This is a genomic window from Dermacoccus sp. BD5, from assembly GCF_044878485.1.
Taxonomy (GTDB): domain Bacteria; phylum Actinomycetota; class Actinomycetes; order Actinomycetales; family Dermatophilaceae; genus Dermacoccus; species Dermacoccus nishinomiyaensis.
This window is the reverse complement of record NZ_JANJER010000001.1, coordinates 19,803-33,102: the sequence shown is the minus strand read 5'-3', so window position 1 is coordinate 33,102 and position 13,300 is coordinate 19,803. Positions and strand designations below refer to the sequence as shown.

The window sequence follows — 13,300 nt, the reverse complement described above, 5'->3', positions numbered from 1 at the left end:
TCACCCGTTCAATCGGCGAGTGAGGGCCTGCGCGCTCGCTCGACACGCCGCGACGAACCGATCGTGTCGCTCGGCCGGATCCTCACCGTGGCGCGCGAGACGCCCCTCGTCCCACGTCACCGCGAGGCTCGCGGCCGGCAGCTCGTTGTGGTCGAGTACCGCGCACCCCACGGACGCGAAGCCCTCCGTCACCGAGCCGTTCTCCCAGGCATGGCCGCGTTGGCGCACCTGCGTGAGTTGTGAGCGCAGCTCCTTGAGCGTCCCCGGCGCATTGCCGCTCTCACGGCGTCGGACGAGGTCGTCGCTGCGCGGAAACAGCGCACGCACCTGCGCAGCGGGCAGGGCCGCGAGAATCGCAAGGCCACTCGCCGTCACGGTCGCGGGCAGCCGCACGCCGACGTCGGTGACGAGTGGCGGCACCCCGAGCGGTCGCTCCTCGAGCACGTACACGACGTCGCGCCCGTGCAGGACGGCCAGGTGCGCGCAGGCCCCCGTCCGCTCCGCGAGGTCGGTGACGATGCTCTGCGCGGCGCGCTGCAGCGGCGCCTGACGCCGGTAGGCCGAGCCGAGTTCGTGCGCGGCCGGCCCCAACCCCCAGCGTCGTGTCCCCTCGTCATGCGTGACGAACCCTGCGGCGCGCAGCACACCGAGCAGCTTGTAGACGGATGAGCGGGGCAGGTCGAGCTCGCGGGCGAGAGCCGCCGCCGGTGCGGGCGAGGGGCGCGCGGCGATGCGCTGCAACAGCGCGAGGACGTGCTCGGCGGCGGGGACGGACGACGACATGCGCCCAGTGTCTCGTACCCGAGACAAAAAGCGCGTCCTGGGTCACTCACGAGTGTGGTCACGGGCGAAGGTGGTGTCATGACGAACGCCTCGACGCCTCAGCACCATCACGACCCCGCCGCGACGCCCGGCGCCGACGTCACGCCCCCTGACATGAGCGCTGCCTGCGAGGTCGAGGTCGGCATCGGCGCCCTCAACATCGACGACGTCGTTGCCGTCGCCCGCCATGACGCGCGCATCGTGCTCAGCGAGGCGAGTCGCGCGGAGGTCGCGAAGAGCCGCGCGATCATCGACGCCCTCGCCAACGACCCGGTGCCGCGCTACGGCATCTCGACCGGTTTCGGTGCGCTCGCGACGCAGCACATCCCGCTCGAGAAGCGTCAGCAGCTGCAGCGCAGCCTCGTCGCCTCGCACGCCGCGGGCAGCGGTGAACCGGTCGAGCGCGAGGTCGTGCGCGCGCTCATGCTCCTGCGCATCTCGACGCTCGCGACCGGGCGCGCCGGCATCCGTCCCGAGACGCTCGACGCGTACGTCGCGATGCTCAACGCCGGCATCACCCCGGTCGTGCGCGAGTACGGCTCGCTCGGTTGCTCCGGCGATCTCGCGCCGCTCGCGCACTGCGCGCTCGCGCTCATGGGCGAGGACGAGGTGGTCGACGCCGCCGGCCACTTGACGAACGCCGAGAACGCGCTGCGCGCCGCCGGCATCGAGCCCGTCCAGCTGCAGGAGAAGGAGGGCCTGGCGCTCATCAACGGCACCGACGGCATGCTCGGCATGCTGTGCCTCGCAATCGCCGATCTACGCATGCTCTTGACGAGCGCCGACGTCGCCGCCGGCCTCAGCGTCGAGGGCCTGCTCGGCTCGGACGCCGTCTTCGCCGACGACCTGCAGCAGCTGCGCCCGCACCCCGGCCAGGCGCTCTCGGCGGCGAACTTGCGCAAGGTGCTCGCGGGCAGCGGCATCCGCGAATCCCACCGTGAACCGGGCGCCTGCACCCGCGTGCAGGACGCCTACTCGCTGCGCTGCTCGCCGCAGGTCATCGGCGCGGCCCGCGACACCCTCGAGCACGCGACGACCGTGGCGACCCGCGAGCTCGCGGCCGCCGTCGACAACCCCGTCGTGACGCTCGACGGCCGCGTCGAGTCGAACGGCAACTTCCACGGAGCACCCGTCGCGTACGTCCTCGACTTCCTCGCCATCGTCATCGCCGACGTAGCGTCGATGAGCGAGCGCCGCACCGACCGCTTCCTCGACGTCGCCCGCAACCACGGCCTGCCGCCGTTCCTCGCCGACGACCCGGGCACCGACTCGGGCCTCATGATCGCGCAGTACACGGCCGCGGGCATCGTCAGCGAACTCAAGCGGCTCGCGAGCCCCGCGAGCGTCGACTCGATCCCGAGCAGCGCGATGCAGGAGGATCACGTCTCGATGGGCTGGGCCGGCGCCCGCAAGCTGCGTCGGGCCGTCGACGGTCTCGCCCGCGTCCTCGCCATCGAGACGCTGACGGCGACGCGCGGCATCCAGCTGCGCGCACCGCTGACGCCCGGGCCGGTCGCGGCCGCCGTCATCGCCGCGCTGACGGACGAGGCCGGCCAGACCGCCGGCATGCCGGGGCGGGATCGCTACCTCTCGCCGGAGATCGAACGCGCCGTCGCGCTCGTCAAGAGTGGCGCCGTCCGTGACGCCGCCGCCCGCGCCGCGGGCTCGCTCGACTGACGCGTCCTGGACGGTTGCTCACGCACACCCGCGGTCGATCGTCCCTCCACCCTCCGCATCGACCCACCCGCAGTTCCGCCGAACCTGACCGAGGAGCACCCCATGGAAGGCGCCCGTCCCGTCCGCGCACCCCGCGGCACCCAGTTGAACGCTCGCAGCTGGGCCACCGAGGCCCCCTTGCGCATGCTCATGAACAACCTCGACCCGGAGGTCGCCGAGCGCCCCGACGACCTCGTCGTCTACGGCGGCACCGGCCGCGCCGCACGTGACTGGCGCAGCTTCGACGCGATGGTGCGCACACTCGAGACTTTGAAGGCCGACGAGACGATGCTCGTGCAATCGGGCCGGCCCGTCGGCGTCATGCAGACGCACGAGTGGGCGCCGCGCGTGCTCATCGCGAACTCGAACCTCGTCGGCGACTGGGCGACGTGGCCCGAGTTCCGCCGCCTCGAGCAGATGGGTCTCACGATGTACGGCCAGATGACGGCCGGGTCGTGGATCTACATCGGCACCCAGGGCATCCTGCAGGGCACGTACGAGTGCTTCGCGGCGATCGCCGAGCGCACGTTCGGCGGCACCCTCGCGGGCACGCTGACGCTCACCGGCGGCTGCGGCGGCATGGGCGGCGCCCAGCCCCTCGCCGTCACGCTGAACGGTGGCACGTGCCTCATCGTCGACGTCGACCCGGCGCGTCTGCACCGCCGCGTCGAGCACGGCTATCTCGACGAGATCGCCGACGATCTGGACGACGCCATCGACCGCGCCGTCGCTGCGAAGAACGCGAAGAAAGCCGTGTCGATCGGCGTCGTCGGCAACGCCGCCGAGGTCTTCCCGGAGCTGCTGCGCCGCGACGTGCCGATCGACATCGTCACCGACCAGACGAGCGCGCACGACCCGCTGAGCTACCTACCGATCGGCATCGACGTCGCCGACTGGTTCGAATACGCCGCGAAGAAGCCCGAGGAGTTCACCGAGCGAGCGCAGGAGTCGATGGCGCGTCACGTCGAGGCGATGGTCGGGTTCCAGGACAAGGGCGTCGAGGTGTTCGACTACGGCAACTCGATCCGCGACGAGGCCCGCCAGGGCGGCTACGACCGCGCATTCGAGTTCGAGGGCTTCGTGCCGAAGTACATCCGTCCGCTGTTCTGCGAGGGCAAGGGCCCGTTCCGCTGGGTGGCGCTGTCGGGCGACCCGAAGGACATCTACGCGACGGACGAGGCGGTGCTCGACCTGTTCCCCGACAACGAGCGCCTGCACCGTTGGATCAAGGGAGCCCGCGAGAAGGTGCACTTCGAGGGTCTGCCCGCACGCATCTGCTGGCTCGGCTACGGCGAACGCGACAAGGCCGGTCTGCGCTTCAACGACATGGTCGCGAACGGCGAGGTGAGCGCCCCCATCGTCATCGGGCGCGACCACCTCGACTGCGGTTCTGTCGCCTCGCCGTACCGCGAGACGGAGGCGATGCAGGACGGTTCCGACGCCATCGCCGACTGGCCGCTGCTCAACGCCCTCGTCAACACCGCGAGCGGCGCGAGCTGGGTCTCGCTCCACCACGGCGGCGGCGTCGGCATCGGACGCTCCATGCACGCGGGCCAGGTCTCCGTCGCGGACGGCACGCCGCTGGCCGCGCAGAAGCTCGCGCGCGTGCTGACGAACGACCCCGGCATGGGTGTCATCCGCCACGTCGACGCCGGCTACGACATCGCCGAGAACATCGCCGCCGAGCGCGGTGTACGCATCCCGATGAGCGAGGGCTGAGCGGCACGACGTCGGACGCGGGGGCGTGGCGTGCTCGGCATGCCCCTCCCCGCTTCCGAGCCGGACATGTCCGATGACGACGAGGACCCGGAGGGTTTCGATGACCGAGCGCACGTTCGAGGGCCTGTGGGCCGACCTCGCCCCGGTGGGGCGCGACAAGCACAGTGGCGGATACCGCCGATTCGCCTGGAGCCGTGAGGATTCCACGCTCCGCGAATGGTTCGACGGCGAGTGTGAAGCGCTCGGTCTCGACGTCGTCGAGGATCGCGCAGGCAACCAGTGGGCGTGGTGGGGCGAGCCGGATCGGACGCCTGGCATCGCCACCGGATCGCACCTTGACTCGGTGCCCGACGGCGGGGCGTTCGACGGACCCCTGGGCGTCGTCTCGTCGTTGCTCGCGGTGCGCCGACTCAAGGAGTCGGGGTTCGCGCCCGCGCGCCCGATCGGTGTCGTCAACTTCGTCGACGAGGAGGGCGCGCGCTTCGGCGTCGCCTGCGCGGGCTCGCGCCTCATCACCGGAGCGCTGACGGCCGAGCGCGCCCTCGGCCTGCGCGACACCGACGGTGTCACGATGGCACAGGCGTGGGAGCGCGCTGGGCGTGAGCCGTCGGATCTCGGGCGGGACGACGCGGCCCTCACGCGCCTCGCGTGCTTCGTCGAGGTGCACGTCGAACAGGGGCGGGCCCTCGTCGACCTGCCCCGTGACGCGGCGGGCGATCCGTTCGGCGCCGCCGTCGCGGTCGGCACCGACATCTGGCCGCACGGACGGTTTCGCGCCGACCTGCCCGGGCGCGCCGACCACGCCGGGACGACGGCGCTCGGCGACCGCGACGACGCGCTGGTCAAGGCCGCCCGGTTCATCGAGCTGGTGCGGGCGGCGGCCACCTCGCGTGACGACGGTGCCGCGCGCCGCGTCGTCGCGACCGTCGGAAAGCTCGACGTCACGCCCGGCGGCATCAACGCCATCGCCTCCCACGTGACGGCGTGGGTCGACGCACGCGGCGTCTGCGAGGACGACGTGCGCGCAGCGATCGACGAGATCGCAGGTCGCGCAGCGGAACTCGGTGGCGAATGGCGGGAGGAGTCATGGACGCCGACGACCCCGTTCGACGCCGACCTCGTCGCGCGCGTGCACCGCACGCTCGGTGAGGGTGTGCCGATGCTCGGCACCGGTGCCGGCCACGACGCCGGCATCCTCGCCAACCACGGCATCCCCAGCGTCATGTTGTTCGTGCGCAACCCGACGGGCACGTCGCACTCGCCCGAGGAGTTCGCGCAGACCGATGACTGCCTGCGCGGCGTCGACGCACTCGTCCGCGTGCTCGAGGATCTCGCGTCATGACCATCTACCACGTGCCGTTCGCGCACCTGCCCGACGGCCTCGCGCGCGACGTCCGACTCGTCGAGGAGGACGGGCGATGGGTCGAGGTGACGGCGAATGCGTCACCGAGAGATGGGCTGTCGGGTGGATCGACGGGTGGGGCGCCGAGTGGCGTTTCCTCTGACGACGCATCCTCGGACGACGTGATCAGGCTCGACGGGGTCGCACTGCCCGGTTTCGCGAACTGCCACAGCCATGCGTTCCACCGCGCATTGCGCGGGCGCACGCATGACGACGGTGGCACGTTCTGGACGTGGCGTGAACGTATGTACCGCGTTGCGGCGCAGCTCGATCCGTCGACATACCTCGCACTGGCGCGCGCCGTGTACGCCGAGATGGCGCTGGCCGGCGTCACGGCGGTGGGGGAGTTTCACTACGTCCACCACCGCCCCGACGGCACGCCCTACGACGACCCGAACGCCATGGGTTCTGCGCTGCGTCAAGCGGCCCGCGAGGCCGGCATCCGGCTCACGCTGCTCGACACGTGTTACCTCCACGGAGGCCTCGACACCGATGGCCACGCCGCGGTGAGCGCTGAGCAGCAGCGCTTCAGCGACGGCTCCGTCGACGCCTGGGCGCGGCGTCACGCGCAGTTGCGCGAGGACGCACTCAGTGACGAGAACACCGTGGTCGGCGCGGCCATCCACTCGGTGCGCGCTGTCGCTCGGGACGAACTGGCGGACGTCGTCGCCGCGACGCCGGGGGAGATCCTCCACGCCCATGTCTCCGAACAGCCTGCGGAGAACGCCGCCGCACTGGCCCATTATCAGCGCACGCCCGTGGGTCTGCTCCACGAAGCCGGCGCACTGAGCGAGCGCTTCTCCGCCGTCCATGCGACGCATCTGAGCGACGACGACGTCTCGACGCTCGCCCGCGCGGGCGCGACGGCCTGCTTCTGCCCGACGACCGAACGCGACCTTGCCGACGGCATCGGGCCGGCCGTTGCACTGCACGACGCGGGCGCGCGGCTCAGCCTCGGCAGCGACCAGCACGCCGTCGTCGACATGTTCGAAGAAGCCCGCGGCCTCGAGATGCACGAGCGGCTGACGAGTAACGAGCGCGGTCGCCTGAGCCCGCGCGGCCTGCTCGCCGCGGCGACGCGGCACGCGGGCATCGGCTGGCCCGACGCTGGCGAGATCGTCGTCGGAGCGCGCGCCGACCTCGTCGTCGTCAACGCCGAATCCCTGCGCACCGCAGGCTGTTCGCCTGACCAGATCCTGCTCGCCGCGATTGCGCAGGACGTCACGGACGTCATCGTCGACGGACGTGTCGTCGTGCGCGGCGGGCGCCACCGCCTCGAAGAGACGCTCGCGCCCGGCGGCATCGGGCGGCTCCTGCACGACGCCATCGACCCCTTCTGGAGGCAGACATGACGACGACGCTCGTCACCGGCATCGCCGAACTCGTGACGAACGACCCGCAGCACGCCCGCGCTGGCGCGAGCGAGGACGAGCGCCTGCTCGGCCTCCTCACCGACGCGGCGATCGTCGTCGAAGACGACCGCATCGCCTGGGTCGGCGAGGCGCGCCGAGCGCCGGACGCCGACCGCCGCGTCGACGTCGACGGCGCCGCACTGATGCCCGGCTTCGTCGACAGCCACGCACACCTCGTCTTCGACGGCGACCGCTCGGCCGAGTTCGCCGCCCGCATGGCGGGCGAGCGCTACGACGGGGGCGGGATCGCCACCACGGTGGCCGCCACCCGCGACGCTGACGACGACCGCCTCACCGCGCTGGTCGCGCGGCGCATCGCCGAGATGCGCGCGCAGGGCACGACGTGCGTCGAGGTGAAGTCGGGCTACGGGCTGACGGTCGAGGACGAGGCACGAGCGCTGCGCATCGCCCGCCGGCTCACCCCGGAGACGACCTATCTCGGTGCCCACGTCGTGCCGAGCGGCAGCGATCGTGCCGCCTACGTCGACCTCGTCTGCGGCGAGATGCTCGAGGCGTGCCGCCCTTACGCTCGCTGGGCCGACGTGTTCTGCGAGCCGGGCAGTGCGCACGCTTTCGACGGCGACGAGAGCGCGACGATCCTGAGCGCCTGCCGAGACGCGGGGCTCGAACTGCGTGTGCACGGCGGCCAGCTCGGGGAGGGACCGGGCGTCCAACTCGCCGTCGAGCTCGGTGCGGCGAGCGTCGACCACTGCACCTATCTGTCGGCGAGTGACGTTACGGCACTGGCCGATTCGTCGACCGTCGCGACGCTTCTGCCGGGCGTCGAGTTCTCGACCCGTTCGCCCTACCCGGATGCGCGGCGCCTCATCGACGCGGGCGTCAGCGTCGCCATCGCGACCGACTGCAACCCGGGCACGTGCTACTCCGACTCGATGCCGTTCATGATCGCCCTCGCCGTGCGCGAGATGGGCATGAGCGCCGCCGAAGCCGTGTGGGCTGCGACGGCCGGCGGCGCGCAGGCGCTGCGGCGCGACGACGTGGGCGTCATCCGCCCCGGTGCGCGCGCTGACCTCGCCGTTCTCGACGCGCCCAGCCACCGTCACCTCTGCTACCGACCGGGCGTGCCGATCGCGCGGACGCTGGAGGTCTGAGGAACGACGGGCCCCAGGCACGACGAAGCCCGCCCGGTACGCGACCGGGCGGGCTTCGTCGTGGCATGCCGCGCAGGCAGCCGTCGAGCATCAGTCCTGGAAGCTCGTGATGTCGGCGCCGAGGGCGTTGAGACGATCGTCGAGCTCCTCGTAGCCACGGTTGATGACGTAGATGTTGCGCAGCGTCGAGGTGCCGGGGCAGGCGAGCATGCCGAGCAGGATGACGACGCCGGGGCGCAGCGCGGGCGGGCACATGACCTCGGCGGCGCGCCACTTGGCGGGGCCTTCGATCATGACCCGGTGCGGGTCCATGAGGTGCACCGTCGCACCGATCTTCGTCAGCTCGTTGAGGTAGATCGCGCGGTTCTCGTACACCCAGTCGTGGATGAGCGTCTTGCCCTCGGCGCACGCAGCGATGACGGCGAAGAACGGCAGGTTGTCGATGTTGAGGCCGGGGAAGGGCAGCGGGTGGATCTTGTCCGTCGGCGCCTTGAGCGGGCCCGGCTTCGTCGTGATGTCGACGAGGCGCGTGAAGCCGTTGTCCGAGGTGTACTCGTCGCTCATCTCGTACTGGAAGCCCATCTCCTCGAGGATGGCCAGTTCGATCTCCATGAACTCGATCGGCACGCGCTTGATCGTGATCTCGGACTTCGTGACGATGGCGGCTGCGATGAGGCTCATCGCCTCGATCGGGTCCTCGCTCGGGAAGTACTCGACGTCCTCGTTGATCTCGGCGACGCCGGTGATCTTGAGCGTCGTCGTGCCGATGCCCTCGATCGTCACGCCGAGCTTCTCGAGGAAGAAGCACAGATCCTGGACCATGTAGTTGCTCGAGGCGTTGCGGATGATCGTCGTGCCCTCGTAGCGGGCTGCGGCGAACAGGGCGTTCTCGGTGACGGTGTCGCCGCGCTCGATGAGGACGATCGGCTTCGTCGGGCGGATCGAGTTGTTGACCTCGACGTTGTAGTACCCGTCCTTCGCGACGACCTCCATGCCGAACGCGCGCAGCGCGTGCAGGTGCGGCTCGACGGTGCGCGCACCGAGGTCGCACCCGCCGGCGTTGGGCAGCTCGAACGAGTCGAACTCGTGCATGAGCGGGCCGAGGAACATGAGGATCGTGCGGGTGCGGCGCGCCGCGACCTCGTCGATCGTCGACAGGTCGATCTTGGCGGGCGGCGTGATCTCGAGGTCGCTCGTGCCCGGCAGCCAGCGCGTCTGCACGCCGATGGAGTCGAGCACCTCGGTGATGCGGTTGACCTCTTCGATGCGCGCGAGGTTGCGCAGCGTCGTGCGCCCCTTGTTCAGCATCGCGGCGCACAGGCAGGCGACGGCGGCGTTCTTGCTCGTGCGCACGTCGATAGACCCGGACAGCTGCTTGCCGCCGATGATCCGAAGGTTCAGGGGCGCGTTGCTGGACACAGTGACAATCTCCGAATCAGTTGGTGCAGATGAACCCATCACGCCGAGGTGTGACGAGCGGCGACGCGACCCGGGGGCACGTCACGCGTCGGCGGGAAGAACACTGCGGTTCACCCCGTCATTCCCACGCGCACCGGTGCGAGCCGGCCGACCGGGCCCTGTGGCCGGTCGCGGTTCGCCGATGCGCAGCGATTCAACGATGGTATGCCACCGCCGCGAGCGCCCCGAATCATCGCGGTCGGCGTGTCGAGACGCGGGCGCGGGGCGCACCCCGTCAAGAGGTACGCCCCGCGTGGGCGGCTCACGCCGCCGTCAGGACCGCGATCAGCGGGCGACGCTCGCGGCGCCCTTCGGCAGGAAGCGCTGACCGGTGACCTTCTCGGCGATGCCGGTGCGGTCGAGCAGCGGCGTCACGCCACCGTTCCAGAACGGGAAGCCGGCGCCGGTGATCATCGCGAGGTCGATGTCCATCGGGGCCGCGACGACCTCCTCGTCGAGCATGCGACGGGTCTCGTCGGCCAGTGCCGACAGGGCCTGCTCGCGCACCTGCTCCTCGGTGAGCACCCTCGCGTCCGCCGGCTTGCTGAACTTCTCGAAGATCGAGTCGTCGAGCTTGCCGTCGGCGCCGTAGAAGCTCGGGATCTTCTCCTCGACGACCTTCGCGAGGTTCGGCGAGACGTAGAAGCGCTCCGGGAAGGCGCCGTGCAGCGTCTCCGAGTTGTGCAGCGCGATGGCGGGGCCGACGAGCGAGATGAGCATGAACGGCGGCATCGGGGTGACACCGGCGAACGCCTTCTCGACGACCTCGACGGGCGTGCCCTCATCGACGATCTTGCCCGCCTCGCCCATGAACCGGCCGAGGAGGCGGTTCACGACGAACGAGGGGGAGTTCTTCACGAGGATGCACGTCTTCTTCAGCGACTTGCCGGTGGCGAACGCCGTGGCGAGCGTCGCGTCGTCCGTCTTCTCGCCGCGGATGATCTCCAGCAGCGGCATGACGGCGACGGGGTTGAAGAAGTGGAACCCGACGACCCGCTCGGGGTGCTTCAGGTCCGCTGCCATCTCGGTGATCGACAGCGAGGAGGTGTTCGTCGCGAGGACGCACTCGGGCGTGACGATCTGCTCGACCTCGGCCCAGACGCTCTTCTTGACACCCATCTCTTCGAAGACGGCCTCGATGACGAAGTCGGCGTCCGCGAAGCCGTCCTTGCTCGTCGAACCCGTGATGAGGCCCTTGAGACGGTTCGCCTTGTCCTGCGAGATGCGGCCCTTGGCGAGCAGCTTGTCGATCTCGTCGTGGACGTAGCCGACACCCTTGTCGACGCGTGCCTGGTCGAGGTCCGTCATGATGACGGGCACGTCGAGGCGGCGGATGAACAGCAGCGCCATCTGGCTGGCCATGAGACCGGCGCCGACGACGCCGACCTTCGTCACCTTGCGCGCGAGCGCCTTGTCCGGCGCACCAGCGGGTCGCTTCGCACGCTTCTGGACGAGGTTGAACGCGTACAGACCGGCGCGCAGTTCGTCGCTCATGATGAGGTCGCCGAGCGCCTGGTCCTCACCGGCGAAGCCCTGCGCCCGCGTGTTCGTGCGGGCGGCCTCGACGAGGTCGATGGCGCGCAGCGGAGCGGGGGCGGCGCCACCGGTCTTCTGCATCGTGAAGGCGCGGGCCTTGTCGCACGCGGCCTTCCACGCGGCCTCGTCCTTGTTGACCTCCGGGCGCTCGACCTTCTTCTCGCCGCTGATGACGGCGGCCGCGAAGGCGAGGGAGTCCTCGAGGAACGTGACGGGGGCGAGCAGCTCGTCGGCGACACCCAGCTTGAACGCCTGGGCACCCGTCGCCATCTTGTTGTTGCTCAGCGGGTTCGTGATGATGAGCTGCAGCGCGTTCTCCACGCCGATGAGGTTCGGCAGCAGGTACGTGCCGCCCCAGCCGGGCACGAGGCCGAGGAAGCACTCGGGCAGCGAGTAGGCGGGCACGTCGGCGCTCATCGTGCGGTAGTCGCAGTAGAGACCGATCTCGACGCCACCACCCATCGATGCGCCGTTGACGAACGCGAACGTCGGCACGTCGAGGTCGGCGATCTTCGAGAAGACGCGGTGACCCTGCTCGGCGATGTCGACGGCCTGCTCACGGTCGGTGATCGACGGCAACGCCATGAGGTCGGCGCCGACGGCCATGATGAACGGCTTGCCCGTCACACCGAAACCGACGATCTCGCCCTTCGCGGCGCGCTCGGCGGCGGCGTCGACGGCCTTCTCCAGCTCCGCGAGGCCCTGTGGGCCAAAGCTGTTCGGCTTCGTGTGGTCGAAGCCGTTGTCGAGGGTGACGAGCACGAACGTCCCGGCGCCCTTGCCGTCGGTCGACGGCAGCGTGATGTCCTGGCTGAGGGCGTGCGTGACGACCTCGGCGCGCGCGTTCTCGGCGCTCGACTGAGTCTGGTTGTCGCTCATCAGGCCGTCTTCTCCTTGCCGTAGTCAGGGTGGTTGGGGTTCTCCCAGATGACACAGCCACCCATGCCGATGCCGATGCACATCGCGGTGACGCCGTAGCGCGCCTCGGGGTGCTCGGCGAACTGGCGCGACAGCTGCGTCATGAGACGCACGCCGGAGCTCGCGAGCGGGTGACCCGTCGCGATGGCGCCGCCGTAGGCGTTGACGCGCTCGTCGTCGGCGTCGATGCCGAAGTGGTCGAGGAAGGCCAGCACCTGCACGGCGAAGGCCTCGTTGAGTTCGAACAGGTCGATGTCGTCGATCGTCAGGCCCGCCTTGGCGAGGGCCTTCTCGGTGGCCGGGACGGGGCCGATGCCCATGACCTCGGGGTCGACGCCGACGAACGCGAAGTCGACCAGGCGCATGCCGACGGGCAGGCCGAGCTCCGTCGCGCTCTCCTCGGAGGCGAGGATGCACGCCGTCGCACCGTCGTTGAGACCGGCAGCGTTACCGGCCGTCACGTTGCCGTGCGCACGGAACGGCGTCTTCAGCTTGGCCAGTTCCTCGACGGTCGTGCCGGGGCGCGGCGGCTCGTCGGCCGTGGCCAGGCCCCAGCCCTTCTCGACGTTGCGCGTCGCGACGGGCACGAGATCCTGCTGGATCTTGCCCTCCGCGTACGCCTTCGCGAGCTTGTTCTGGCTGGCGACGGCGAACGCGTCGCAGCGCTCCTTCGTGATCGCCGGGTAACGGTCGTGCAGGTTCTCGGCCGTCTTGCCCATGACCAGGGCGCTCGGGTCGACGAGCTTCTCGGCGACGATGCGCGGGTTCGGGTCGGTGCCCTCACCCATGGGGTGACGGCCCATGTGCTCGACACCACCGGCGATGACGACGTCGTACGCGCCGAACGCGATGCCGGACGCGGACGTCGTCACGGCCGTCATCGCGCCCGCGCACATGCGGTCGATGGCGTAACCGGGCACCGACTTGGGCAGGCCCGACAACAGAGCAGCCATGCGCCCGATCGTCAGACCCTGGTCGCCGATCTGCGTCGTGGCCGCGATGGCGACCTCGTCGACGCGCTCCGGCGGCAGGTTCGGCTGACGGCGCATGAGTTCACGAATGCACTTGATGACCAGGTCGTCGGCGCGGGTCTGGGCGTACATGCCCTTCTCACCGGCCTTGCCGAACGGCGTGCGAACACCGTCGACGAAGACGACCTCATGGAGCGTGCGGGGCACGATGCCTCCCGAAGCTAGACGAAGCTG

General features: G+C 70.3%; 8 protein-coding genes and 1 pseudogene. 5 read left to right on the top strand and 4 right to left on the bottom strand.

The features are described from left to right. A complete protein-coding gene (locus NQ706_RS00140; protein ID WP_038567879.1) occupies window positions 1-783 on the bottom strand; it encodes an IclR family transcriptional regulator in 783 nt (260 codons plus the stop codon). Window positions 784-936: 153 nt separating this feature from the next. Between NQ706_RS00140 and hutH the strand changes: the two genes are divergently transcribed. The 5 genes from hutH to hutI all read left to right on the top strand — a co-directional run bounded on the left by hutH (window position 937) and on the right by hutI (window position 8,183). After that, window positions 937-2,499 (top strand): histidine ammonia-lyase, encoded by a 1,563-nt coding sequence (hutH, locus tag NQ706_RS00135; protein WP_038570757.1) that lies wholly within the window; start codon window positions 937-939, stop codon window positions 2,497-2,499. A 102-nt stretch (window positions 2,500-2,601) separates the two neighbouring features. Further along, window positions 2,602-4,257, top strand: a complete 1,656-nt coding sequence (gene hutU, locus NQ706_RS00130) for a urocanate hydratase (protein WP_038567881.1) — start codon at window positions 2,602-2,604, stop codon at window positions 4,255-4,257. Window positions 4,258-4,357: 100 nt separating this feature from the next. Further along, the gene (locus NQ706_RS00125; protein ID WP_038567882.1) at window positions 4,358-5,599 is read left to right on the top strand and encodes an allantoate amidohydrolase; all 1,242 of its coding nucleotides are present in this window, start codon (window positions 4,358-4,360) and stop codon (window positions 5,597-5,599) included. Next, the gene (locus NQ706_RS00120) at window positions 5,596-7,011 is read left to right on the top strand and encodes a formimidoylglutamate deiminase (RefSeq protein ID WP_038567884.1); all 1,416 of its coding nucleotides are present in this window, start codon (window positions 5,596-5,598) and stop codon (window positions 7,009-7,011) included. The genes NQ706_RS00125 and NQ706_RS00120 overlap by 4 nt, the downstream gene beginning before the upstream one ends. Then, complete coding sequence (hutI, locus tag NQ706_RS00115) at window positions 7,008-8,183, top strand: imidazolonepropionase (RefSeq protein ID WP_038567886.1); 1,176 nt, start codon at window positions 7,008-7,010, stop codon at window positions 8,181-8,183. Before NQ706_RS00120 ends, hutI begins: the two co-directional genes overlap by 4 nt. Before the next feature lie 90 nt (window positions 8,184-8,273). Here hutI and NQ706_RS00110 read toward each other — a convergent pair. The 3 genes and pseudogenes from NQ706_RS00110 to NQ706_RS00100 all read right to left on the bottom strand — a co-directional run. Continuing rightward, window positions 8,274-9,620, bottom strand: a pseudogene (locus NQ706_RS00110) (UDP-N-acetylglucosamine 1-carboxyvinyltransferase); the annotation flags it as partial. A gap of 306 nt (window positions 9,621-9,926) precedes the next feature. After that, complete coding sequence (locus NQ706_RS00105; protein WP_038567890.1) at window positions 9,927-12,056, bottom strand: 3-hydroxyacyl-CoA dehydrogenase NAD-binding domain-containing protein; 2,130 nt, start codon at window positions 12,054-12,056, stop codon at window positions 9,927-9,929. Further along, complete coding sequence (locus tag NQ706_RS00100; protein WP_038567892.1) at window positions 12,056-13,273, bottom strand: thiolase family protein; 1,218 nt, start codon at window positions 13,271-13,273, stop codon at window positions 12,056-12,058. The genes NQ706_RS00105 and NQ706_RS00100 overlap by 1 nt, the downstream gene beginning before the upstream one ends. Window positions 13,274-13,300 lie beyond the last annotated feature (27 nt).